Origin of the sequence: Enterobacter sp. FUJ80071 (assembly GCF_038739915.1) — a bacterium.
Lineage (GTDB): Bacteria > Pseudomonadota > Gammaproteobacteria > Enterobacterales > Enterobacteriaceae > Enterobacter > Enterobacter kobei.
This window is the reverse complement of sequence record NZ_JBBXKH010000001.1, coordinates 2,674,769-2,699,457: the sequence shown is the minus strand read 5'-3', so window position 1 is coordinate 2,699,457 and position 24,689 is coordinate 2,674,769. Positions and strand designations below refer to the sequence as shown.

The following is a 24,689-nucleotide window of genomic DNA, read 5'->3' as shown; positions in this document are numbered from 1 at the left end:
ATGCGACTGGTCATTATCGGGAATGGAATGGCGGCCACTCGGCTGATTGACGGGCTAACCGGGCGGGCCTCGGGTCGTTTTGCTATCACCGTCGTCGGTGATGAGCCTGAGCATGCCTATAACCGCATTCAGCTTTCGCCGGTGCTGGGGGGCGAGAAAGCGGCAGCGGATATCTGTCTTCAGGATGAGGACTGGTACCGGGTACGTGGCGTTACGGTGCTGCGGGGCGAAAGGGCGCTTGCCGTGGACGTGGTCTCACGGGAAGTGCGAACCGCCACCCGCACGCTGGGCTGGGATGCCCTGGTATTTGCCACCGGTTCAACGCCTTTTGTTCCGCCGATCCCCGGCGGTGATGCGCCGCAGGTGTTCACGTTCCGCACCCTGGAGGATACCTGCGCCATTCAGGCAATTTCCGGTCCGGCGGTGGTGCTGGGGGGCGGCGTGCTTGGGGTTGAGACTGCGGCAGCACTGGCACGCTCAGGTGACAACGTCACGCTCGTTCATCGCGGTCCGTGGCTGATGGAACAACAGCTGGATCAACAGGCTGGCGCGCTGCTGGAGGAGGCGCTGGCGGAACGGGGCGTGCGCTGTGAGCTTGCCTCCGGTATCTCGGCGATTAACGACAACACCGTGACGTTGCTCAATGGACGCAGTATTGCTGCGGCGCGCGTGGTGCTGGCGACCGGCGTGCAGCCCAACATTGACCTGGCAAAGGCCAGCGGCCTTCATTGCGCGCGCGGGATTGTGGTGAATCACCAGATGCAGACCTCCGCGCCGGACATCTATGCCATTGGCGAGTGCTGCGAAATTGATGGCCAGACGTTTGGCCTGGTCGCCCCCTGTCTGGCGCAGGCCGATATCCTCACCGCACGGCTGGCGGGCGACACCACTGCGCCGTTTACCCTCACCGACAACGGTGTGCGACTCAAGGTGACCGGCGTGGAGCTGTTCAGCCTGGGTCGCGCGGCGGAGCAGGAGGGCGACGTGGTCTGGCGTTCATGGGATCCGCTGACGCGTCACTATCGTCGCTTACTGATCCATCAGGGGACGCTGGCTGGCGTGCTGCTGATGGGAGATTGCCGCAACGCGGCGACATTTACCGATTTACTGGCAACGGCTGCGCCCGCACACGCGGACTGGCTGTTCGATCGATTCACTACGCAACCGCAGGTTGCAGGACAGAACGCTATGACAAAACCTACTCTGGTGGTGGTTGGGCACGGTATGGTCGGCCATCATTTTCTCGAAGATTGCGTTAACCGCAACTTACATCAGCAGTATCAGATCGTGGTCTTTGGTGAAGAGCGCTATGCCGCCTATGACCGGGTGCATCTGTCCGAGTATTTTGGCGGCCGCAGTGCGGATTCGCTCTCGCTGGTGGCAGGGGATTTTTTTGCTGATAACGGCATTGAGCTGCGCCTGTCGCAGCTGATTGTCGCCATTGACCGCGACGCGCGCGTGGTGCGTACCGCCAGTGGGCATGAAACGCACTGGGATAAACTGGTGCTGGCGACCGGCTCATACCCGTTTGTCCCGCCGGTACCGGGTAACGATCTGCCGGGCTGTTTTGTCTACCGCACGCTCGACGATCTCGACAACATTGCGGCCCATGCGGCGGGTGCGCGTCGCGGGGTCGTCATCGGCGGCGGGCTGCTGGGGCTGGAGGCAGCAAACGCCCTGAAACAACTCGGGCTCGAGACTCACGTGGTGGAGTTTGCGCCCAATCTGATGGCGGTTCAGCTCGATAACGACGGCGCGTCGATGCTGCGCAAGAAAATCGAGGCGCTGGGCGTGGGCGTTCACACCGCTAAAGCCACCACGGAAATTGCGTCGACGGATGACGGGCTGGTGCTGCGCTTTGCCGATGGCGAAGCGCTGGAAACGGACCTGGTGGTCTTTTCTGCCGGTATCCGTCCGCAGGACGCGCTGGCGCGCAGCAGCGGGCTGGCTATCGGCGAGCGCGGCGGGATCTGCATTGACGATGGCTGCCAGACTTCCGACCGTGACGTGTTTGCCATTGGCGAATGCGCGTTGTGGGAAGGGAAAATCTTTGGACTGGTTGCCCCGGGCTACCAGATGGCACGCGTGGCCGCCGCCGTGCTGGCAGGGGAGGATAAAACCTTCACCGGCGCGGATATGAGCACCAAACTCAAGCTGCTGGGCGTGGATGTGGCGTCGTTTGGCGACGCTCACGGGCGCACGCCGGGGGCGCTGAGCTACCAGTGGACGCACGGCCCGCAGCAAATCTACAAGAAAATCGTGGTCAGCCACGACAGCAAAACGCTGCTCGGCGGCGTGCTGGTGGGTGATGCCAGCGAATACGCCACGCTGGTGCAGATGATGCTCAATGGAATCAGCCTGCCGAAAGCGCCGGAAACCCTGATATTACCCGCATCCTCAGGCAGCGCGCCAAAAGCGCTGGGCGTGGCGGCGCTGCCGGAAAGTGCGCAGATCTGTTCGTGTCATAACGTCAGCAAGGGCGATATTTGCCAGGCCGTGAGCGCGGGCGCAACGGATATCGGTGCCATCAAACAGTGCACTAAAGCGGCGACCGGTTGCGGGGGCTGTAGTGCGCTGGTGAAGCAGGTGATGGAGTTTCAGCTTGCTGAACAGGGCGTGGAGGTGAAAAAGGATATCTGTGAACACTTCCCCTGGTCACGCCAGGAAATTTACCACCTGGTGCGCGTCAACCATATCCGCACCTTTGACCAGCTCATCAGCCGCTACGGTCAGGGACACGGGTGCGAAATCTGTAAGCCGCTGGTCGGGTCCGTGCTGGCTTCCTGCTGGAACGAGTATCTGCTTAAACCGACGCATCTGCCGCTGCAGGACACCAACGACCGTTACTTTGCCAATATTCAGAAGGACGGAACCTATTCCATCGTGCCGCGTATGCCCGCCGGGGAAGTGACCGCCGACGGGCTGATCGCCATCGGCCAGATTGCAAAGCGCTATAGCCTTTACAGCAAAATCACTGGCGGGCAGCGTATTGACCTCTTTGGCGCCACTCTGGAACAGCTACCGGAGATCTGGCAGGCGCTGGTGGAAGCCGGATTTGAGACCGGCCACGCTTACGGGAAATCTCTGCGCACGGTGAAATCCTGCGTTGGGTCGACCTGGTGCCGCTATGGCGTGCAGGACTCCACCGGCCTCGCGGTCAAACTGGAGCACCGTTACAAAGGCCTGCGCGCGCCGCACAAAATCAAAATGGCGGTTTCCGGCTGTACCCGCGAGTGTGCCGAGGCGCAGAGCAAAGACGTGGGCGTCATTGCCACCGATAAAGGCTGGAACCTCTACCTGTGCGGCAACGGCGGCATGAAGCCGCGCCATGCGGATCTTTTCGCCAGCGATCTGGACGATGAAACGCTGATCCGTACCGTTGACCGGTTCCTGATGTTCTACATCCGCACGGCGGATCGCCTGCAGCGCACCAGCACCTGGATGGACAACCTGGAAGGCGGCCTCGACTATCTGCGCGAGGTGATCCTCGACGACAGTCTGGGTATTGCCCACGAACTGGAGCAGGAGATGGCCCGGGTGGTAGAAACCTACCAGTGCGAATGGCAGACCACGCTCAACGATCCCAATCGTCTGGAGCTGTTCCGCACCGCTGTGAACGACACTGCCGTAGAGCAAGGCAAACGCTGGCAGGAAATCTGCGGTATCGAGGATATCCCCGAACAGGCGGGCATTGGCGCGCGTCTCGGTCACAACGCGATTGCGCTGTTCCGCTTTGGCAAAACCGTTTATGCCCTCGATGACCTTGAGCCAGGAAGCCGTGCGAACGTGCTTTCTCGCGGCATTCTTGGCGATGCGGCGGGGGAGCCGGTGGTGATCTCTCCGCTTTATAAACAGCGCATTCGTCTGCGCGATGGCTGTCAGGTTGAAAATGGTGAGCCTGCGGTACGCGCCTGGCCGGTGAAAATTGAAAACGGCAAAGTGTGGGTCGGTAACGATGCCCTGGTCATGCGTGCGGAGGCTTCATGACAGAAACCCGGACAACATGCCCCTACTGCGGGGTGGGCTGCGGCGTGGTCGCCCGCTTGGAAGGCGGCGTGGTCAGCGTTCGGGGAGATGAAACCCATCCGGCGAATTTTGGTCGCCTGTGCGTGAAAGGGGCCGCCCTGGGGGAGACAACCGATTTACAGGGGCGGCTTTTGCGCCCGGTCCTTGACGGTCATGAGGTGGACTGGACGCAGGCACTGGGGGCGGCAGGTGAACGGCTCCAGCACATTATCGACACATGGGGGCCGCAGGCGGTGGCGTTCTACGCGTCCGGCCAGCTGTTAACCGAGGATTACTACGCCGCTAACAAGCTGATGAAGGGGTTCATCGGGGCGGCGAACATTGATACCAACTCCCGGCTCTGCATGTCGTCAGCGGTGGTGGGTTATAAACGTGCCTTCGGTGAGGACGTGGTGCCGTGCAGTTACGAGGACGTGGAGAACAGCGATCTGGTGGTACTGGTGGGCTCGAATGCCGCCTGGACGCACCCTGTTCTGTACCAGCGGCTGGTGCAGGCAAAGCAAACCAATCCGCAGATGAAGGTGGTGGTGATTGACCCGCGTGAAACGGCTACCTGTGATATCGCTGACCTGCATCTGGCGCTAAAACCCGGCAGCGATGCGGGGCTGTTTGTGGGGTTGCTCAATGTGATCCAGGGAACCGACGCGTGGCCGATGGCCCGCGTGGCGGCGTTTTGCGACCTTCCTGTGCAGGATATTGGTGTGTTTTATGACTGGTTTGTCACCGCGCCACGCGCGATCACGCTCTACACCATGGGGATCAACCAGTCATCGAGCGGTAGCGACAAGTGTAACGCCATCATCAACGTCCATCTTGCCAGCGGAAAATTCAACCGCCCGGGCTGCGGTCCGTTTTCGCTGACCGGACAGCCAAACGCCATGGGCGGACGGGAAGTGGGCGGGCTGGCAAATCAGCTGGCGGCGCACATGAACTTTGAGCCGGACGATCTTTCGCGGGTGGCGCGTTTCTGGGGAACGGAAAGGCTGGCGCAGACGCCTGGCCTGATGGCGGTTGAACTGTTTGATGCCATTGCCCGTGGCGAAGTGAAGGCGGTGTGGATCATGGGCACCAACCCAGCGGTCTCGCTGCCGGACAGTCACGCCGTATGTCAGGCGCTGGCAGGCTGCCCGCTGGTGATTGTTTCTGAGGTCATGAACGATACCGACACCAGCCGGTTCGCCCATATCCGTTTTCCGGCGCTGGCCTGGGGGGAGAAGGACGGCACTGTGACCAATTCCGAGCGGCGTATTTCGCGCCAGCGCGCCTTTCTGCCTGCTCCGGGAGAGGCAAAACCGGACTGGTGGATCGTCGCGCAGATTGCAAAACGGCTGGGGCACGGCGACGCCTTTGCCTGGCAACATCCGCACGAGATTTTTTGCGAGCACGCGGCGCTGACGGCCTTTGAAAATGACGGCACGCGGGCATTGAACCTGCATGACCTGGATGAACTTACCCGCGAAGCGTGGGAGCGGCTGGAGCCGTATCAGTGGTCAACGGGGGATTTTCCGCGCCGAAACCTGGTGCCGGTCGATCCGGTCCAGCACGGTGCGGCGGTCAGCACGCTGTACCCGGTGCTCCTCAATACCGGACGCATCCGCGATCAATGGCACACCATGACCCGGACGGGGTATGTGTCCCGGCTGATGCAGCATATCGCGGAGCCGTTTGTTGAGGTCTGCGCCAGCGATGCCGTGCGGTTCTCGTTGTGTGATGGCCAGCTGGCGCGGATCAGTTCGCCGCGCGGCGTGATGGTCGCCAGAGTGCGAGTCAACCGCGGCATCCGGCAAGGCGAGGCGTTTGCCCCGATGCACTGGAACGCCGTGTTTGCCCGTCAGGGAAAGGTGAATGCGCTGGTGGAAGGGCGCTGCGATCCGGCGTCGGGCCAGCCGGAGAGCAAACAAACCGCCGTTCGGATCATGCCCTGGCTGCCCGCCTGGCAAGGGGTGCTCTATACCCACGAACAGCCGGCGTTACCATCCTGGGTTCACTGGTGGCGTAAAGCCTCGCATCTGACGGTATCAGGAGATAAACCGTTTCTTTCGTGGGTCATGAACTACGCCAGCAGCCGGGGCTGGCAGTTACAGGTTGCTCAAACCGGCGAACGCAGTAGCGTGCTGGCCTGGCATGAAGGTCAGCTGATGCTCGGCTTCTGGGAAGGCACCGCGTTACCGGAGCTGGTACACCCGATCATTAACGCTGCTTTTCGCTCGCCCCCCACGACGCCTGCAGAGCGTCATGCGCTACTGAACGGGCAGGGTGTGGAGGAGACGGTGGATCCGGGACGCATTATCTGTAGCTGCTTCAGCGTCGGAGAAAATGCGATTCGGGAGGCGATAGCCGGAGGGTGCGAAAGCGTCGCCGCGCTGGGGGCAACGTTACGGTGCGGCACGAACTGCGGCTCCTGCGTTTCGGAGTTGAAAGGACTGTTTGGATGATGGTGTAAGGGCGTCGGGTGGCGGAGTCGCCACCCGACAATCAGTTTCAGGATAATCCTGAAATTTCCGCCAGAACTGCATTTCCAGGCTTATCGCGTTAACATAATAAGAGTTTATCCATAAACACAGGTTCTTTTTTACGACGTTGATGGTTGTATCGTCCCGCATTCGTTTTCTGCTCTTACTCCCCCTTCTTACGGCCGGAGCCGTTCACGGTGCGCCGCGTTCCTTTATCCAGCAGGCACAAAATCCCTTTGATAATAACGGGGATAATCTGCCCGACCTGGGTATGGCTGCTCCCTCAGGGGAAGGGGAAAAGCACCTGGCCGAAATGGCGAAAGCCTTTGGTGAAGCCAGTATGACCGACAACGGCCTGACAACGGGCGAGCAGGCGCGTCAGTTTGCCTTTGGTCAGGTGCGCGACGCGGTGAGCGGCGAAGTGAACCAGCAGATTGAGTCCTGGCTGTCGCCCTGGGGGAACGCCAGCGTCAATTTACTGGTCGATAACGCGGGCAAATTTAACGGCAGCAGCGGGAGCTGGTTTATCCCCTGGAATGATAACAACCGTTACCTGAGCTGGAGCCAGATTGGCCTGACGCAGCAGACGGATGGCCTGGTCAGTAACGCCGGAATCGGCCAGCGCTGGGTCGCCGGAAAATGGCTGCTGGGCTATAACACCTTCTACGATAATCTGCTGGACGAAAACCTGCAGCGTGCCGGACTGGGCGCCGAGGTGTGGGGGGAGAATCTGCGCCTGTCAGCGAACTATTACCAGCCGTTTGCCGGATGGCGCGACAGGTCTGATGTTCAGGAACAGCGAATGGCGCGGGGATATGATGTCACCGCCAAAGCCTGGCTGCCGTGGTTTCATCACCTGAACACCAGCGTCAGCGTCGAGCAGTATTTTGGCGACAACGTTGATCTCTTCAACAGCGGAACCGGCTATCACAACCCGGTGGCGGTCAATCTTGGGCTTAACTATACCCCGGTTCCGCTGGTCACGTTGACCGCCGCGCATAAGCAGGGTGAAAGCGGCGAAAGCCAGAATAACCTCGGCCTGAAGCTTAACTACCGCTTTGGCGTGCCGCTGGTAAAGCAACTCTCCGCCAGTGAAGTTGCGGCCACGCGTTCTCTGCGTGGCAGCCGCTATGATTCCCCCGAGCGCAACAGCCTTCCGATTATGGAGTTCCGCCAGCGTAAAACGCTGTCCGTCTGGCTGGCAACGCCGCCGTGGGATCTGAAAGGGGGGGAAACCGTCATGCTGAAGCTACAGATTCGTAGCACGCACGGCATCCGTCAGATCCACTGGCAGGGCGATACCCAGGCACTGAGCCTGACGTCGCCCGGAAAGGGTAACAGCAGCGACGGCTGGAGCGTGATTATGCCTGCCTGGAATGAGGCAGAAGGCGCGACAAACCGCTGGCATCTTTCTGCGGTAGTGGAAGATGAGAAGGGCCAGCGCGTCTCGTCCAATGAGATCACGCTTGCGGTGGTGCAGCCGCTGATCGCTATACCTGACGACGACCCGCGCTGGAAGCTGCTGCCGGATGAGTAATCCTTAAAAAATGCGTTCCTGATGTACCCACACGGCGGCCTCAACGCGGGATTTTAACTTCATTTTCTTCAGCATATGCTTCACATGCACTTTGACCGTGCTTTCGGTGATATCCAGACGGCGGGCGATCATTTTATTCGGCAGCCCCTGGGCGATTAGTTTGAGAATATCGCGTTCGCGCGGTGTTAACTGGCTGACGTCACGGTCAGACGTGGCGCGGTTGGCCCTCAGGCTGGCGGCCAGCACCGGCGTCAGGGCTTCACTCAGCACCATCTCGCCGGCCGCAGCCTGCTGCAGTGCTTTAAGCAGATCTTCCGGCTCCATATCTTTCAGCAGATAACCATCCGCGCCGCGCTTCAGCGCCGTGACCACATCTTCTTCATGGTTCGAGACGCTAAAGACGACGATGCGTCCGGAAAGCGATTTTTCCCGCAGCTTGTCGAGGGTCTCCAGGCCGTTCATGCCGGGCATGTTCAGATCGAGCAGGATCAGATCGGGATCGAGGGACTCGGCGAGCTCAATGCCCTGTTCCCCGTTGCTGGCTTCGCCAACCACGGTAATATCGGGTGCCATGCTGACCAGCTGTTTTACGCCAGTACGCAGCATCGGATGGTCGTCGATCAACAGGATGGATGCCGGTTCCTGATTAGTCATGGGTTTCTCCTTGAGAAGTTGTAAGCGGTTTTTCGGGAATAAAGGTGACCACGACTTCCGTGCCACCCGTCTCTCTCCGGCGAACCTGACAATCACCGCGCAGGCTTTGGGCGCGGTCTCGCATAATGATTAAACCATAGTGGTTCGTGCGCTCGGCATTTTCCGGCACGCCGCGGCCGTTGTCGTGAACCGTGAGTCTGACCTGGTTAGCGTGCTGGCTGACGGTGACCGTGACCGCCGTCGCTTCCGCGTGTTTAAGCACGTTGCTGAGTGCTTCACGGGCGATCTGCAGTAGATGAATAGCCTGATGTGACGGGACAAACCGCGGCGGCAGCTGGTAATCCAGCTTCACCGGGAACCCCAGCCGGGCGCTAAACTCCTGACAGCTGGCTTCCAGCGCCGGACGCAGGCCCGGCTCGGTCAGCTGCAGGCGGAAGGTGGTCAGCAGCTCACGCAGCTGTACCCAGGACGTATTCAGCTCGTTGCGTATCTGGCTGAGCAGCTGTTTATTACTGTCCGGCATCTGCGCATCCTGCATCTGCAGGCAGCTTACCTGCATTTTCATACAGGAGAGCGATTGGGCGATTGAGTCATGCAGCTCGCGGGCGATGGTGGCGCGTTCTTCCATAACGATCAGCTGCTGCTGTTTTTCCTGATGCCTGTCGAGCGCCAGCGTGGCCGTTAGCTGTTCAACCAGCGTATCAACCAGCTGTTGCTGATCGTGGCTCAGGTGACGCCCGGCGGGCAGGGTCGCCAGCAGAATACCGTACTGGGTATGGCTGTCCGTTAGTCGCCATTTCAGCGTCGTGCCGCCAGTGGTCGACGGCGGCAGGCCGCGAGGGCATAAATGACAGCCTTTATCATCACAGGACATGTCGGACTGACAGGTAAACTCCTGATGATTATCTTCATCTTCCACGTCGTAAACGCGCAGCTCCAGGTCATGCAGCAGGGTCAGATTTTGCAGGCCATTCAGCACCGGGGAGAGGCGTTCACAGAGCGGCACCTGCATGTGCAGCCGGCGGTTGGCCTGCCACAGGAAAGAGAGGATTTCGTTTTTCTGCTCCAGCCCCGCCGTTTTTTCCTGTACGCGCTGCTCAAGCACCGCGTAGCTTTCGGACAGCTCTGCCGACATGGTGTTGAGCGCCTGGCCGAGCATCGCCATTTCGTTGCGTCCGCTGATGTGCGTGCGCTGGGTAAAATCCCGGGCGGTTACCGCCCGGGCCATGGCCAGCAGCTGTTTCCACGGATTCAGCAGCCGCGCGCGGAGCCAGATAATGGTGAAGATCAGCAGCAGGCCCATAAACAGCGCCATGGCACGGTGTACCATCACCACCCGATCGATGCGTAATTCAGTGGTTTGGTCAAAAGAGGAGACCAGGGCATCAATGCGTGAGACAAAACCCGCCACGTCCTGCGCGACCGTCTCCGGGCTTTGCGCCTGTTTCAGTCCGGGTTCCAGTTGGGTGTGCCAGTAGCCCTGAAGGGCTTTAAGCTGGGATTGCTGACCGGCGCGGATGGCTGCATTTTCCAGTTCGGGGCTGAAAGCCGTGCGCTCCATTTCATCAATGAGAGGCTGGTCGTCCTGCGTCAGAGGCACCGACGCCAGCAGACGGTAACTCTGCATGCGTAGCGAGCCTGCCTCATTGATGGCATGCGCATTACCCTGTACCCCTTGTACCAGCCAGCCGGAAATCGCCATGCCGGTTACGCCGAGTGCGGTGGACAGCAAAACGATTAGGGCTAACTGATTGACGAGTGTCAGCGGTGATAAACATCTTTTTAACATAGAGTTGCCGGGCTCCTGACGTGGCCTGCTTGCAGGAATGGCGCTATTCTGGTGCATACCCTGGAGTATACCCATACCTATAAATGATTACTCCTAAATTGCCAGTGGAGTATGCATCTGAGGGTAGGGGGAGCAGGGACGCGTCAGCGCCGTGAAAAACAACGTCTTTTTGACCTGATTTGCCTACTCACTAAGGATAAGACCTTTTTTCGTGCCGCAAATCCTCGCACTTTTCCTTTGATTTATATCAACTTACCGCCGCCCTAAAACCCTAATGTTTGCAGCATCATTCGAGAATCAGAGGTGTCTATGAGTCACTCATCCGCTCCCGAAAGGGAAAATGGTGCCGTTATTACAGACTGGCGTCCAGAGGATCCGGCGTTCTGGCAACAGCGCGGCCATCGTGTAGCAAGCCGGAATCTGTGGATTTCCGTTCCGTGTCTGTTATTAGCGTATTGCGTATGGATGTTGTTTAGTGCAGTGGCGGTAAATCTGCCAAAAGTTGGGTTTACGTTCACAACCGATCAGCTGTTTATGCTGACCGCGTTGCCGTCGCTGTCAGGCGCGCTGCTGCGCGTTCCTTACGCCTTTATGGTGCCGGTCTTTGGTGGCCGTCGCTGGACGGCATTCAGTACCGGGATCATGATCGTGCCTTGCGTGTGGCTCGGCTTCGCGGTGCAGGATACGTCCACGCCGTTTAGCGTGTTCGTGATCATCTCCCTGCTGTGCGGTTTTGCGGGTGCGAACTTCGCCTCCAGTATGGCGAACATCAGCTTCTTCTTCCCGAAAGCGAAACAGGGTGGCGCGCTGGGCATTAACGGTGGTCTGGGCAACATGGGCGTGAGCGTGATGCAGCTGATCGCGCCGCTGGCGATCTCGGTGTCCATTTTTGCTGCCTTTGGTGGCGGTGGCGTTGAACAGGCGGATGGTTCTTCCCTCTACCTGCAGAACGCCGCCTGGATTTGGGTGCCGTTCCTGGTGGTCTTCACCCTGGCAGCGTGGTTCTTTATGAACGATCTGTCTGCGTCGAAGGCGTCACTGAGTGAACAGCTGCCGGTGCTGAAACGTGGACACCTTTGGGTGATGGCGCTGCTGTATCTGGCCACCTTCGGGTCGTTTATCGGTTTCTCTGCCGGTTTCGCCATGCTGTCGAAAACCCAGTTCCCGGACGTGCAGATCCTGCAATTCGCCTTCTTTGGTCCATTTATTGGCGCGCTGGCTCGCTCACTGGGCGGCATGGTTTCTGACCGTCTGGGCGGTACCCGCGTGACGCTGGTGAACTTTGTCGTGATGGCGGTCTTCTGTGCGCTGCTGTTCCTGACGCTGCCAGCGGACGGACAGGGCGGAAACTTCATCGCCTTCTTCGGCGTGTTTATGGTGCTGTTCCTGACGGCCGGTTTGGGGAGTGCGTCCACCTTCCAGATGATCTCCGTGATCTTCCGTAAGCTGACGATGGATCGCGTGAAAGCGCAGGGTGGAAGCGAAGAGCAGGCGATGCGTGAAGCGGCGACGGATACCGCTGCTGCGCTGGGCTTTATCTCTGCCATCGGTGCCATTGGCGGCTTCTTTATCCCGAAAGCGTTCGGTATTTCGCTTGACCTGACCGGTTCCCCGGCGGGTGCGATGAAAGTGTTCCTTGTGTTCTATATCGCCTGCGTTGTGATTACGTGGCTGGTATATGGCCGTAATACCAAGAAAAATAAGTAAGTGTGATTATCCGTTTGCGCGGCCTTGGGGCCGCGTTTTTTTTGATCTGGAAGTAGTTACAACATACTGATGGGTTTGCACAGAAGCGCGCCGGTAACACTGTGATCGCCGTCGCCTTGCAGGGAGGTCTACCCCTTAATACCTGAGATGTTAAATTTTGCCGTGGTTATTGTACGATGAAATGAAAATATCATTAAAAATCATATTATTATGATTTTTTAAAATCTACCGCTTTGGTGGTATTTGGCCTAACCCCACCCCTGAAAGTCCCTCGTCGCCTTGATCGTTATCAATTCTCCTCCTCTTTCAGAGCGTTACCTTCGCTGCAAATCAGCAATGTCGATTTAGAGAGCCACAGGCTCCACACAGGAGATACCCGATGAGCAAATTTTTGGACCGGTTTCGCTACTTCAAACAGAAGGGTGAAACTTTTGCCGATGGGCACGGCCAGGTTCTGGATACCAACCGGGACTGGGAAGACGGTTACCGTCAACGCTGGCAGCATGACAAAGTTGTCCGTTCTACCCACGGCGTAAACTGCACTGGCTCATGTAGCTGGAAGATTTTCGTTAAAAACGGTCTGGTGACCTGGGAAATGCAGCAGACCGACTATCCGCGCACCCGCCCGGATATGCCGAACCACGAACCGCGCGGCTGCCCGCGTGGCGCCAGCTACTCCTGGTATCTCTATAGCGCTAACCGTCTGAAATACCCGCTGATGCGTAAGCGTCTGATGAAAATGTGGCGTGAAGCGAAAGTGCAGCACAGCGATCCGGTTGATGCCTGGGCGTCCATCATCGAAGATGCAGATAAAGCGAAAAGCTTTAAGCAGGCTCGCGGCCGCGGTGGCTTTGTTCGTTCCTCCTGGAAAGAGGTAAACGAGCTGATTGCCGCCTCTAACGTCTACACTGTCAAAACCTACGGCCCTGACCGCGTGGCAGGCTTCTCGCCGATCCCGGCGATGTCGATGGTCTCTTACGCCTCCGGTGCGCGCTATCTGTCACTGATCGGCGGCACCTGTCTGAGCTTCTACGACTGGTACTGCGACCTGCCGCCTGCGTCTCCGCAGACCTGGGGCGAGCAAACCGACGTGCCGGAATCTGCTGACTGGTACAACTCAAGCTACCTCATCGCCTGGGGCTCTAACGTTCCGCAGACCCGTACCCCGGACGCGCACTTCTTTACCGAAGTCCGCTACAAAGGGACCAAAACCGTTGCGATCACCCCGGACTACGCGGAAATTGCCAAACTGTGTGACCTGTGGCTGGCACCGAAACAGGGTACCGACGCCGCGATGGCGATGGCGATGGGCCACGTTATGCTGCGCGAATTCCACCTCGATAAACCAAGCCAGTATTTCACCGACTATGTACGTCGCTACACCGACATGCCGATGCTGGTGATGCTGGAAGAGCGTGACGGTTACTACGCCGCTGGCCGTACGCTGCGCGCCGCCGATCTGGTGGACGCGCTGGGCCAGGAAAATAACCCTGAATGGAAAACCGTTGCGTATAACAGCAACGGCGAGCTGGTGGCACCTAACGGCTCTATCGGCTTCCGCTGGGGTGAGAAGGGCAAGTGGAACCTCGAACAGCGTAACGGTACCACCGGTGAAGAGACGGAACTGCGTCTCAGCATGCTGGGCAGCCAGGACGAGATCGCCGAGGTCGGCTTCCCGTACTTTGGAGGCGAAGGTTCAGAGCACTTCAACAAGGTTGAACTGAAAAATGTTCTGATGCATAAACTGCCGGTTAAACGCCTGCAGCTGGCTGATGGCTCAACGGCGCTCGTCACTACCGTTTACGATTTGACCATGGCGAACTACGGTCTGGAACGGGGTCTGAATGATGAAAACTGCGCAACCAGCTATGACGACGTAAAAGCCTATACCCCGGCATGGGCGGAGCAGATCACCGGCGTTCCTCGCGCACAGATTACCCGTATCGCCCGCGAATTTGCAGAAAACGCGGATAAGACGCACGGTCGCTCAATGATCATCGTCGGCGCGGGTCTGAACCACTGGTATCACCTCGATATGAACTATCGTGGCCTGATCAACATGCTGATCTTCTGCGGCTGTGTCGGTCAGAGCGGCGGCGGTTGGGCCCACTACGTAGGCCAGGAAAAACTGCGTCCGCAGACCGGCTGGCAGCCGCTGGCGTTTGCCCTTGACTGGCAGCGTCCTGCACGTCACATGAACAGTACCTCGTACTTCTATAACCACTCCAGCCAGTGGCGCTACGAGACGGTTACCGCGCAGGAATTGCTGTCGCCAATGGCGGATAAATCCCGCTACAGCGGCCACCTGATTGACTTCAACGTCCGTGCTGAGCGCATGGGCTGGCTGCCGTCTGCGCCGCAGCTGGGTACTAACCCGCTGCGCATCGCGGAAGAGGCGAAAAAAGCGGGAATGTCACCGGTGGATTACACCGTTAAGTCCCTGAAAGACGGCTCAATCCGTTTCGCGGCTGAACAGCCAGAGAACGGCAAAAACCATCCGCGTAACCTGTTCATCTGGCGCTCCAACCTGCTGGGCTCGTCCGGTAAAGGTCACGAGTACATGCTGAAATACCTGCTCGGTACCGAGAACGGTATCCAGGGGAAAGATCTCGGCAGGCAGGGCGGCGTGAAGCCGGAAGAGGTGGAATGGAAAGACAACGGTCTGGACGGCAAGCTGGATCTGGTGGTGACTCTCGACTTCCGTCTGTCCAGTACCTGCCTGTATTCCGATATCGTGCTGCCAACCGCGACCTGGTACGAAAAAGACGACATGAATACCTCGGATATGCATCCGTTTGTTCATCCACTGTCTGCCGCGGTTGACCCGGCGTGGGAGTCGAAAAGCGACTGGGATATCTACAAAGATATCGCGAAGAAATTCTCTGAAGTGTGCGTCGGGCATCTGGGCAAAGAGACCGACGTGGTGACGCTGCCAATCCAGCACGACTCTGCGGCCGAGCTGGCGCAGCCGCTGGACGTCAAAGACTGGAAAAAAGGCGAATGTGACCTGATCCCGGGCGTGACCGCGCCGCACATCATTCCAGTGGAGCGTGATTACCCGGCGACGTACGAGCGATTTACCTCTATCGGTCCGCTGATGGAGAAAATCGGTAACGGCGGGAAAGGGATTGCCTGGAATACCCAGAGCGAAATGGATCTGCTGCGTAAGCTCAATTACACCAAAGCGGACGGCCCGGCGAAAGGCCAGCCAATGCTGAACACGGCGATTGATGCCGCAGAGATGATCCTGACCCTGGCGCCGGAAACCAACGGCCACGTGGCGGTGAAGGCGTGGGCAGCGCTGAGCGAGTTTACCGGTCGTGACCACACGCATCTGGCAACGAATAAAGAGGAAGAGAAAATCCGCTTCCGCGATATTCAGGCCCAGCCGCGCAAGATTATCTCCAGCCCGACCTGGTCAGGACTTGAAGATGAGCATGTCTCCTATAACGCCGGTTACACCAACGTTCACGAATTGATCCCATGGCGCACGCTGTCCGGTCGTCAGTCCCTGTATCAGGATCACCAGTGGATGCGTGACTTCGGTGAAAGCCTGCTGGTGTACCGTCCGCCAATCGACACCCGCTCCGTAACCGCAGTTATGGGCGCGAAATCCAACGGTAACCCTGAAAAGGCGCTGAACTTCCTGACGCCGCACCAGAAGTGGGGGATCCACTCGACCTATAGCGACAACCTGCTGATGCTGACGCTTTCGCGCGGCGGTCCGATTGTCTGGATGAGCGAGACGGATGCCAAAGATCTGGGTATTGAAGATAACGACTGGATCGAGGTGTTTAACAGCAACGGTGCCCTGACGGCGCGTGCGGTGGTGAGCCAGCGCGTACCGGCCGGGATGACCATGATGTACCACGCGCAGGAACGTATCGTTAACCTGCCGGGGTCAGAAATCACCGAACAGCGCGGCGGGATCCACAACTCCGTGACCCGTATTACGCCGAAGCCGACCCATATGATCGGGGGCTATGCGCAGCTGGCCTACGGCTTTAACTACTACGGCACCGTAGGATCGAACCGCGATGAGTTCGTGGTGGTACGTAAGATGAAGAACATTAACTGGTTAGACGGCGAAGGTAATGACCAGGTACAGGAGAGCGTAAAATGAAAATTCGTTCACAAGTCGGCATGGTGCTGAATCTGGATAAATGCATCGGCTGTCACACCTGCTCGGTCACCTGTAAAAACGTCTGGACCAGCCGTGAAGGTATGGAGTACGCCTGGTTCAACAACGTGGAAAGCAAGCCGGGTACCGGCTTCCCGACCGACTGGGAAAACCAGGAGAAGTGGAAGGGCGGTTGGATCCGTAAAATCAACGGCAAGCTGCAGCCGCGCATGGGTAACCGCGCGATGCTTCTGGGAAAAATCTTCGCTAACCCGCATCTGCCGGGCATTGAGGATTACTACGAGCCGTTTGACTATGACTACCAGAACCTGCACAACGCGCCGGAAAGCAAACACCAGCCGATCGCGCGTCCTCGCTCGCTGATCACCGGCAAGCGCATGGACAAAATTACCAGCGGTCCAAACTGGGAGGAGATTCTGGGCGGCGAGTTCGAAAAACGCGCCAAAGACCAGAACTTCGAGAACATGCAGAAGGCGATGTACGGCCAGTTCGAAAACACCTTCATGATGTATCTGCCGCGCCTTTGCGAGCACTGCCTGAACCCGGCGTGCGTGGCGACCTGCCCAAGCGGCGCCATCTACAAGCGTGAAGAGGACGGCATCGTCCTGATCGACCAGGACAAATGCCGCGGCTGGCGTATGTGCATCACCGGCTGCCCGTACAAAAAAATCTACTTCAACTGGAAGAGCGGGAAATCAGAGAAATGCATCTTCTGCTACCCGCGTATCGAAGCAGGTCAGCCAACCGTCTGCTCCGAAAGCTGCGTAGGCCGTATCCGCTACCTCGGCGTGCTGCTGTATGACGCAGACGCGATTGAAAATGCCGCGAGTACCGAGAACGAGAAAGATCTGTATCAGCGTCAGCTTGACGTGTTCCTTGACCCGAACGATCCGAAAGTCATTGAGCAGGCGCTGAGGGACGGTATTCCACAGAGCGTTATCGACGCGGCGCAGCAGTCGCCGGTGTATAAAATGGCGATGGACTGGAAGCTGGCTCTGCCGCTTCATCCGGAATACCGCACGCTGCCGATGGTCTGGTACGTGCCGCCGCTGTCGCCAATCCAGTCTGCTGCCGATGCAGGCGAGCTGGGCAGCAACGGCATTCTGCCGGACGTCGAGAGCCTGCGTATCCCGGTTCAGTATCTGGCAAACCTGCTGACCGCAGGGGATACCCAACCGGTACTGCTGGCGCTGAAACGTATGCTGGCGATGCGTCACTTTAAGCGTGCGGAAACCGTTGATGGCGTTAACGATACCCGCGCGCTGGACGAGGTCGGTCTGACTGAAGCACAGGCCCAGGAGATGTACCGCTACCTGGCAATTGCCAACTATGAAGACCGTTTCGTGGTGCCGAGCAGCCACCGTGAACTGGCTCGCGAGGCCTTCCCGGAGAAAAATGGCTGTGGCTTTAGTTTTGGCGACGGTTGCCATGGGTCAGACAGCAAATTCAACCTGTTTAACAGCCGCCGCATCGACGCCATGGATGTGACCAGCAAAACGGAGCCGCACCAATGATTGAACTCGTCATTGTTTCGCGTCTGCTCGAGTATCCGGATGCTGCGCTTGCGCAGCATCAGCAGGAGCTTTTTGATGCACTCGCGTCATCTGAAAACCTGGATAAAGAGGATGCCCAGACGCTGGGCGTTTTCCTCCGCGACCTGTTAGCGCGCGATCTGCTCGACGCGCAGGCGGACTACAGCCAGCTGTTTGACCGTGGCCGTGCAACGTCGTTACTGCTGTTCGAACACGTTCATGGTGAATCCCGCGACCGGGGTCAGGCGATGGTGGACCTGATGGCTCAGTACGAGCAGCACGGCCTGATGCTCGACAGCCACGAGCTGCCGGACCATCTGCCGCTGTACCTGGAGTATCTGGCTCAACTGCCGAAAGACGAGGCGCTGGGCGGTCTGCAGGACATCGCGCCGATCCTGGCGTTGCTCAGCGCGCGTCTTCAGCAGCGTGAGAGCCGCTATGCGGTGCTGTTCGACCTGCTGATGAAGCTGGCAAACGCCGCTGTCGACAGTGAAAAAGTGGCGGAGAAAATCGCGGATGAAGCCCGCGATGATACCCCGCAAGCGCTGGATGCGGTCTGGGAGGAAGAGCAGGTGAAATTCTTTGCTGACCAGAGCTGCGGCGAGTCTGAAATCTCCGCTCACCAGCGTCGTTTTGCCGGGGCGGTCGCTCCGCAATATTTGGATATCTCTAACGGAGGACGGCACTAATGCACTTCCTGAATATGTTCTTCTTTGACATTTACCCGTATATCGCGGGCACCGTGTTCCTGGTGGGAAGCTGGCTGCGTTATGACTACGGCCAGTACACCTGGCGTGCTGCCTCCAGCCAGATGCTGGATCGTAAGGGGATGCACGTCGCGTCTAACCTGTTTCATATCGGGATCCTCGGGATTTTTGCCGGGCACTTCCTCGGGATGCTGACCCCGCACTGGATGTACGAAGCGTGGCTGCCGATTGAGGTGAAACAGAAGATGGCGATGATCGCGGGAGGTGCCTGCGGCGTGATGACCCTCGTCGGGGGCCTGCTGTTGCTGAAACGTCGTCTGTTCAGCCCGCGTGTGCGGGCAACGACCACCGCGGCGGACATCCTGATCCTTTCCCTGCTGGTGGTGCAATGCGCGCTGGGTCTGCTGACCATTCCGTTCTCGGCGCAGCATATGGACGGCAGTGAAATGATGAAGCTGGTCGGCTGGGCGCAGTCCGTGGTGACTTTCCACGGTGGCGCGTCCGAACACCTGGACGGCGTGGCGTTTATCTTCCGCGTTCACCTGGTGCTGGGGATGACGTTGTTTGTGCTGTTCCCGTTCTCCCGTCTGGTACACATCTGGAGCGCGCCGGTGGAGTACCTGACGCGCAAGTATCAGATTGTGCGTGCCCGTCGCTAATTCACCGTTTTAAGACCAACCCCGCACTCGCGGGGTTTTTTTTCGCCCCAGCCCAGGTTGTTGCCCGCCGCGGCAAACAGGATTAACGCGCCACCCGCCAGCTGCGTCAGGTTCAATGCGTGTCCGAACACCAGATTATCTACAATAATTGCCACCACCGGATAGATAAACGACAGGGAGCCGGTCACCGGCGTTGGCAGTTTCTGGATCGCGCTATACAGCAGTTGATACATAATACCGGTATGGACGATGCCCAGCGTCAGCAAGATCGGCCAGGGAAAATCACCGGAGAGCGACGGCTGGCTGGCAAAAGGCAGCAGCATCACCACGCCGGTCAGCACCTGGATAAAAGCGATATGCTGTGGGGCGATTGTTTTGAGTTTGCGCGCAATGATTGCCGTCAGCGCATAGAAGAAGGCCGCGGCCATGGCCAGACCAACCCCTGCGAGCCATTTACTGTTATGGGCTCCGGTCAGCTCACTGGAGAGCAATATCACCACTCCGCCAAAGGCGAGGAACAGCCAGCCCCATTTTACCAGGCTGACGCGCTCACCTAAAAACATCCCCATCAATACCAGCATAAACGGCTGGGTGTTATATACCACGGTAGACAGGCCAATAGAGATACGTTCGTAAGCGGCGAAAAGCAGTAGCCAGTTCACAACTAATGCCACACCGCCGAGAATCGCCAGCATCAGCGTGGTGCGGGTGAGGGGACTAAAGGGCTTTTGACTGACCCGGATAAAAATAAAAAGTGTTATGGCCCCAATAAGACAGCGCCAGAAGACCACTTCCGTGACGGGCAGATCGGAGAGTAAAACAAACGCACCGATAGAGCCGGAAATTAACATCGCCAGGCTCATTTGCCAGACGCCTTTATGGAAATCACGCATTATCCACCTCCTGATTTAATGACCTTATTGTCGAAAATCGCTGTCGGGTTTTACAGGGGTGATATAAGGTGAAAGAGAGTGATGACTTTTTAAAATGAGGCAAAATCGATGGAAAACCTTCTCGATGAGATCGACAGACACATATTAACCTGCCTGGTTGAAGATGCGCGCATGTCGCTGAAGGTGCTCAGTGGCCGTATCGGTTTGACCTCACCCAGCACGGCAGAACGGCTGAAAAGGCTGGAAGAACGCGGTGTGATTCAGGGATATCGTGCGCGGGTGAATCTGGCGGCGTTGGGATATACGCTGCAGGCGCTGGTGCGCGTGCGGCCGCTGCCTGGGTTGCTGCATAAAGTGGATAAGTACATTCAGGCGATGCCGGAGTGTATTGAGAGCGACAAAGTGACCGGGGAAGATTGCTTCGTGATCAGGCTGGTGGTGCGCTCGATTGAGCAACTGGATGTGTTGCTGGACGGGCTGGCGGAACATGCGCAGTGTAATACGTCGATTGTGAAGAGTTCGCCGGTGAAGCGACGATTGCCGCCGATGTAGCTGCCTGTCGCCGGGTGGCGGCTGCGCCTTACCCGGCCTACAACGGCGGATTCGGTTTTTTATGTTGGGGAATGATGGTGGTGGGGGAAGGATTCGAACCTTCGAAGTCGATGACGGCAGATTTACAGTCTGCTCCCTTTGGCCGCTCGGGAACCCCACCAGGGGTAATTCACATTTTGAGGTAATGCTGAGAGATGGTGGTGGGGGAAGGATTCGAACCTTCGAAGTCGATGACGGCAGATTTACAGTCTGCTCCCTTTGGCCGCTCGGGAACCCCACCACGGGGTAATGCTATTTACTGGCCCGCTTCCTGCTGGAAGCGGGGCGCATCATATCAAATGACACGCCCCTGTAAAGCGTTACCACAATAAAAATAAACTGGTTGCCTGATTTTTACGCGCAAAGCTGGAAAGCTAACCAGTTCATTTCATTGTCGATTAAAGAATAATCGTTCTGTTACCGTAGACAAAGACACGCTGTGCCAGCACCTGATACAGCGCACGGCTTAACACATTCTTCTCAACGTCGCGGCCTGCGCGCATCATGTCTTCAGCCGTGTAGGTGTGATCCACGTGAATGACGTCCTGCATGATGATTGGGCCTTCGTCCAGATTGTCATTCACGTAGTGCGCGGTCGCGCCGATGATCTTCACGCCGCGCTCGTACGCCTGATGGTAAGGGCGGGCACCAATGAAGGCTGGCAGGAATGAGTGGTGAATGTTGATGATCTTGTTCGGGAAACGCGCCACGAAAGAGGGCGTCAGCACGCGCATATATTTCGCCAGCACCACGTAGTCCGGATTATGCGCTTCAATGGCTTCAGCCATCAGGTTGTCATGCTCTTCACGGGTATGGCCTTCATGGCTCACCAGTTCAAACGGAATATCAAACCGTTCAACCAGCGTACGCAGGGTCTCGTGGTTGCCGATAACCGCGGCGATTTCAACATCCAGACCGCCGTAATTGGCTTTCATTAACAGATCGCCCAGGCAGTGAGCTTCTTTCGTCACCAGAATCACAACGCGGCGACGGCCCGCTGGATTCAGCTCACGCACTGAACCTTCCGGCAGCGCGCTGTCCAGATCGGCAAGCAGGGTGGTGTCGTTGAAAATACCTTCCAGTTCGGTTCGCATGAAGAAACGACCGGTACGGTGGTCAACGAACTCGTTGTTCTGCACGATATTCAGTTCATGTTTGTAGCAAATGTTGGTAATTCGTGCGATCAGCCCTTTTTGATCGGGACAGATAGTGCGCAGAACTTTACGTTGTAATGATTGCATCGCCGGGAAATCCTGTTTGTATTTGCGAAGTCTGGGTTGTCAGGCGTTACTGCCCGCAACACTTTTTAAATTTTTTACCTGAACCACAAGGGCAGGGATCGTTACGACCAAACTGTGGGCGCGTACCGTCAATATAATACCATTGCCCGCTTTCCTTTAAGAACCGGGAACGCTCGATAATGGCGCCAGGTTTATTGTTCTCGGTAAAGCGGGCGACAAAGCTGACAAAGCCTTCGTCGTCGTGACTGCCGGGTGACGATTCAAAGACGGTAAGTCCTAGCCATTGGGTATGCGTAAACCCGGCTTCGATCTCTTGTCTGAAGTCGGCGGCGTGGCAGGATGGGTGCCAGGTTTTTATCAGGTAGTCTGCGTCTTTGATCACAAAAGCAGTATACCGTGAACGCATGAGGTGTGACGGGTCCGGTGCAACCTGATTGCCAGAAAGATATCGCTGGCAACATAGGCTATACTCCAGAGCGCTACCACAGGGGCAGAGTTGAGACACGATTCTCTTCCTGGAATAAAAAATAAGGGCGTTAAACGCCTCGGGTAGCACTATGTTAACTGAGCTGTTGCGTTGACGCTATGTCAGGAATCCAGGGGAAGTAAAACAGGGCTAATGAGAAAGGTTAAAATTGGACTGGCGCTGGGCTCAGGGGCAGCCCGGGGATGGTCCCACATCGGCGTGATTAATGCCTTAAACAAGATGGGCGTTGACGTCGATATCGTTGCGGGATGTTCCATAGGATCGCTTGTCGGCTCCGCGTATGCGTGCGGCAAACTCCCGGAACTCGAAACCTGGGTACGTTCCTTCAGCTACTGGGACGTGCTTCGCCTGATGGATCTCTCCTGGCAACGCGGTGGACTGTTGCGCGGCGAACGCGTCTTTAACCAGTTCCGCCAGGTTATGCCTCTTCAGGACTTCACGGATTGTCAGATGCCTTTCGGTGCCGTCGCGACGAATCTCAGCACCGGACGCGAACTCTGGCTGACCGAAGGAGATATTCACCTTGCGGTGCGTGCCTCATGCAGCATTCCCGGGCTTATGGCACCTGTCCCCCATAACGGTTATTGGCTTGTCGACGGTGGAGTCGTTAATCCTGTTCCCATCTCTCTGACGCGTGCCATGGGGGCCGATATCGTGATTGCCGTGGATTTGCAGCACGATGCTCACCTGATGCAGCAAGACCTTATGCCGGTCAATCTCCAGAGCGAAGATGCCGAAGGCGAGAAGCTTGCCTGGCACGCGCGTTTGCGTGGAAGGATTGGGCGTCTGGCCGCACGACGCTCGGTCGCCGCACCGACGGCGATGGAAATCATGACCACCTCTATTCAGGTTCTTGAGAATCGCCTTAAACGTAACCGTATGGCTGGCGATCCTCCGGATATTCTTATTCAGCCATACTGTCCACAAATCTCTACCCTTGATTTCCATCGGGCTGAGGCCGCCATCGCAGCGGGCTCATTAGCCGTCGAAAAGAAAATAGACGAGTTGCTGCCTTTTGTGCGAACAGCACGTTAAGCACCTTTTTTTGACTACTTCAGCAAAATCTGACAGGCGATAGTACCGATAGCATGCCACTATTTAGTAACTATCAGCCAGGGGAGGAACCATGACGCAGCCATTGGCCGGAAAACACATTTTGATTGTTGAAGACGAGCCCGTTTTCCGATCGCTACTGGATTCATGGTTATCCTCACTGGGCGCAAACACGTTACTGGCTGAAGATGGCATCGACGCGCTGGAAAAAATGACCAGCATTGCGCCCGATCTGATGATTTGCGATATCGCGATGCCGCGCATGAACGGACTGAAACTGGTTGAACATCTGCGTAACGAGGGTGACCAGATGCCCATTCTGGTGATCTCTGCGACAGAAAATATGGCGGATATCGCCAAAGCATTGCGCCTTGGCGTCCAGGATATCCTGCTTAAACCCGTTAAAGATCTGAACCGGTTACGTGAAACGGTATTAGCGTGCCTCTATCCGAATATGTTTAATTCCCGCGTTGAGGAAGAGGAACGTCTTTTCCAGGACTGGGACGCGCTGGTAAGTGATCCGCCTGCGGCAGCCAAACTGTTGCAAGAACTTCAGCCACCCGTTCAGCAGACTATTTCACACTGCCGCGTAAATTATCGCCAGCTGGTGGCGGCTGACCAGCCTGGGCTGGTGCTGGATATTGCGCCACTGTCTGACTCTGATCTCGCGTTTTATTCTCTGGACGTAACCCGTGCAGGGGATAATGGCGTATTAGCCGCGTTGTTACTTCGTGCGCTATTTAACGGTTTATTGCAGGAACAGTTATCGCATCAGGGACAACGGCTTCCTGAGTTAGGCAGTTTACTCAAACAAGTAAACCAGCTTTTTCGTCAGGCCAATTTACCGGGACAGTTCCCGCTGCTGGTGGGTTATTACCATAGCGGTTTAAAGAATCTTATCCTCGTTTCAGCAGGTCTGAATGCGTCACTGAATACGGGCGAACACCATATTCAGGTGAGTAACGGTGTACCGCTTGGAACACTGGGTACGGCGTATCTTAATCAAATTAGCCACCGTTGTTCCTCATGGCAGTGTCAAATTTGGGGGGCTGGGGGAAGGCTACGCTTAATGTTGTCCACGGAATAAGCAACTGGAGCGTAATTTTAAGATTGCTTTACCTGTGTTTTCTTGGGAGTGCTACTATCGCAGCCCAGAATCATGCGTATTTGTCCTAATTGATCGGCAACGCGTTCTTTTCAGACCCGGACTGCAGGGCGA

Annotated in this window: 16 protein-coding genes and 2 tRNA genes; 11 read left to right on the top strand and 7 right to left on the bottom strand. The window is 57.3% G+C overall.

Annotated features, from left to right (window positions below):
• The 3 genes from nirB to AAER43_RS13140 all read left to right on the top strand — a co-directional run bounded on the left by nirB (nt 1) and on the right by AAER43_RS13140 (nt 8,016).
• Complete coding sequence (nirB, locus tag AAER43_RS13150) at nt 1-3,987, top strand: nitrite reductase large subunit NirB (protein ID WP_072093724.1); 3,987 nt, start codon at nt 1-3, stop codon at nt 3,985-3,987.
• Nucleotides 3,984-6,461, top strand: coding sequence for a nitrate reductase (locus AAER43_RS13145; protein WP_050862646.1), 2,478 nt, complete (start codon nt 3,984-3,986; stop codon nt 6,459-6,461). The genes nirB and AAER43_RS13145 overlap by 4 nt, the downstream gene beginning before the upstream one ends.
• Before the next feature lie 148 nt (nt 6,462-6,609).
• A complete protein-coding gene (locus AAER43_RS13140) occupies nt 6,610-8,016 on the top strand; it encodes a YchO/YchP family invasin (protein ID WP_050862647.1) in 1,407 nt (468 codons plus the stop codon).
• 3 nt (nt 8,017-8,019) lie between these two features.
• On the opposite strand, the gene narL is transcribed toward AAER43_RS13140, so the two are convergent.
• The gene (gene narL / locus AAER43_RS13135) at nt 8,020-8,670 is read right to left on the bottom strand and encodes a two-component system response regulator NarL (protein ID WP_008499531.1); all 651 of its coding nucleotides are present in this window, start codon (nt 8,668-8,670) and stop codon (nt 8,020-8,022) included.
• Nucleotides 8,663-10,459 (bottom strand): nitrate/nitrite two-component system sensor histidine kinase NarX, encoded by a 1,797-nt coding sequence (gene narX, locus AAER43_RS13130; RefSeq protein WP_014884178.1) that lies wholly within the window; start codon nt 10,457-10,459, stop codon nt 8,663-8,665. The genes narL and narX overlap by 8 nt, the downstream gene beginning before the upstream one ends.
• A 309-nt stretch (nt 10,460-10,768) precedes the next feature.
• Here narX and AAER43_RS13125 point away from each other — a divergent pair, with 309 nt between their 5' ends.
• The 5 genes from AAER43_RS13125 to narI all read left to right on the top strand — a co-directional run bounded on the left by AAER43_RS13125 (nt 10,769) and on the right by narI (nt 19,205).
• Complete coding sequence (locus AAER43_RS13125) at nt 10,769-12,166, top strand: NarK family nitrate/nitrite MFS transporter (RefSeq protein WP_057057747.1); 1,398 nt, start codon at nt 10,769-10,771, stop codon at nt 12,164-12,166.
• 379 nt (nt 12,167-12,545) lie between these two features.
• Nucleotides 12,546-16,289 (top strand): nitrate reductase subunit alpha, encoded by a 3,744-nt coding sequence (locus AAER43_RS13120; RefSeq protein WP_057057748.1) that lies wholly within the window; start codon nt 12,546-12,548, stop codon nt 16,287-16,289.
• On the top strand, nt 16,286-17,821 hold the full coding sequence (gene narH / locus AAER43_RS13115) for a nitrate reductase subunit beta (protein WP_045281223.1): 1,536 nt from the start codon (nt 16,286-16,288) through the stop codon (nt 17,819-17,821). Before AAER43_RS13120 ends, narH begins: the two co-directional genes overlap by 4 nt.
• Nucleotides 17,818-18,528, top strand: coding sequence for a nitrate reductase molybdenum cofactor assembly chaperone (gene narJ, locus AAER43_RS13110; RefSeq protein WP_045281224.1), 711 nt, complete (start codon nt 17,818-17,820; stop codon nt 18,526-18,528). Before narH ends, narJ begins: the two co-directional genes overlap by 4 nt.
• On the top strand, nt 18,528-19,205 hold the full coding sequence (gene narI, locus AAER43_RS13105; RefSeq protein ID WP_023330579.1) for a respiratory nitrate reductase subunit gamma: 678 nt from the start codon (nt 18,528-18,530) through the stop codon (nt 19,203-19,205). The genes narJ and narI overlap by 1 nt, the downstream gene beginning before the upstream one ends.
• Here the strand turns inward: narI and AAER43_RS13100 are convergent.
• Complete coding sequence (locus AAER43_RS13100; protein WP_050862649.1) at nt 19,202-20,098, bottom strand: DMT family transporter; 897 nt, start codon at nt 20,096-20,098, stop codon at nt 19,202-19,204. The genes narI and AAER43_RS13100 overlap by 4 nt on opposite strands.
• 108 nt (nt 20,099-20,206) lie before the next feature.
• On the opposite strand from AAER43_RS13100, the gene AAER43_RS13095 reads away from it, so the two are divergent.
• Nucleotides 20,207-20,650 (top strand): Lrp/AsnC family transcriptional regulator, encoded by a 444-nt coding sequence (locus tag AAER43_RS13095; protein ID WP_032636269.1) that lies wholly within the window; start codon nt 20,207-20,209, stop codon nt 20,648-20,650.
• A 75-nt stretch (nt 20,651-20,725) separates the two neighbouring features.
• Here AAER43_RS13095 and AAER43_RS13090 read toward each other — a convergent pair.
• From AAER43_RS13090 to AAER43_RS13075, 4 genes are all read right to left on the bottom strand, one after another.
• A tRNA-Tyr gene (locus AAER43_RS13090) sits at nt 20,726-20,810 on the bottom strand.
• A gap of 35 nt (nt 20,811-20,845) precedes the next feature.
• Nucleotides 20,846-20,930 (bottom strand) — tRNA-Tyr (locus tag AAER43_RS13085).
• A gap of 157 nt (nt 20,931-21,087) precedes the next feature.
• The gene (gene purU, locus AAER43_RS13080; protein WP_014884171.1) at nt 21,088-21,930 is read right to left on the bottom strand and encodes a formyltetrahydrofolate deformylase; all 843 of its coding nucleotides are present in this window, start codon (nt 21,928-21,930) and stop codon (nt 21,088-21,090) included.
• Between the two features lie 46 nt (nt 21,931-21,976).
• On the bottom strand, nt 21,977-22,435 hold the full coding sequence (locus AAER43_RS13075; protein WP_023330576.1) for a YchJ family protein: 459 nt from the start codon (nt 22,433-22,435) through the stop codon (nt 21,977-21,979).
• A gap of 114 nt (nt 22,436-22,549) precedes the next feature.
• On the opposite strand from AAER43_RS13075, the gene rssA reads away from it, so the two are divergent.
• Both rssA and rssB read left to right on the top strand, forming a co-directional pair.
• Entirely contained in the window at nt 22,550-23,452 is a 903-nt protein-coding gene (gene rssA, locus AAER43_RS13070; protein WP_023330575.1) for a patatin-like phospholipase RssA, read from the top strand.
• Nucleotides 23,453-23,543: 91 nt separating this feature from the next.
• Nucleotides 23,544-24,557 (top strand): two-component system response regulator RssB, encoded by a 1,014-nt coding sequence (rssB, locus tag AAER43_RS13065; protein WP_014884168.1) that lies wholly within the window; start codon nt 23,544-23,546, stop codon nt 24,555-24,557.
• Nucleotides 24,558-24,689 lie beyond the last annotated feature (132 nt).

Bases quoted from the DNA above. Each gene is read 5' to 3' on its own strand.
- nirB (WP_072093724.1), top strand. From the start codon at position 1: ATGCGACTGGTCATTATCGGGAATGGAATGGCGGCCACTCGGCTGATT.
- AAER43_RS13145 (WP_050862646.1), top strand. From the start codon at position 3,984: ATGACAGAAACCCGGACAACATGCCCCTACTGCGGGGTGGGCTGCGGC.
- AAER43_RS13140 (WP_050862647.1), top strand. From the start codon at position 6,610: ATGGTTGTATCGTCCCGCATTCGTTTTCTGCTCTTACTCCCCCTTCTT.
- narL (WP_008499531.1), bottom strand. From the start codon at position 8,670: ATGACTAATCAGGAACCGGCATCCATCCTGTTGATCGACGACCATCCG.
- narX (WP_014884178.1), bottom strand. From the start codon at position 10,459: ATGTTAAAAAGATGTTTATCACCGCTGACACTCGTCAATCAGTTAGCC.
- AAER43_RS13125 (WP_057057747.1), top strand. From the start codon at position 10,769: ATGAGTCACTCATCCGCTCCCGAAAGGGAAAATGGTGCCGTTATTACA.
- AAER43_RS13120 (WP_057057748.1), top strand. From the start codon at position 12,546: ATGAGCAAATTTTTGGACCGGTTTCGCTACTTCAAACAGAAGGGTGAA.
- narH (WP_045281223.1), top strand. From the start codon at position 16,286: ATGAAAATTCGTTCACAAGTCGGCATGGTGCTGAATCTGGATAAATGC.
- narJ (WP_045281224.1), top strand. From the start codon at position 17,818: ATGATTGAACTCGTCATTGTTTCGCGTCTGCTCGAGTATCCGGATGCT.
- narI (WP_023330579.1), top strand. From the start codon at position 18,528: ATGCACTTCCTGAATATGTTCTTCTTTGACATTTACCCGTATATCGCG.
- AAER43_RS13100 (WP_050862649.1), bottom strand. From the start codon at position 20,098: ATGCGTGATTTCCATAAAGGCGTCTGGCAAATGAGCCTGGCGATGTTA.
- AAER43_RS13095 (WP_032636269.1), top strand. From the start codon at position 20,207: ATGGAAAACCTTCTCGATGAGATCGACAGACACATATTAACCTGCCTG.
- purU (WP_014884171.1), bottom strand. From the start codon at position 21,930: ATGCAATCATTACAACGTAAAGTTCTGCGCACTATCTGTCCCGATCAA.
- rssA (WP_023330575.1), top strand. From the start codon at position 22,550: ATGAGAAAGGTTAAAATTGGACTGGCGCTGGGCTCAGGGGCAGCCCGG.
- rssB (WP_014884168.1), top strand. From the start codon at position 23,544: ATGACGCAGCCATTGGCCGGAAAACACATTTTGATTGTTGAAGACGAG.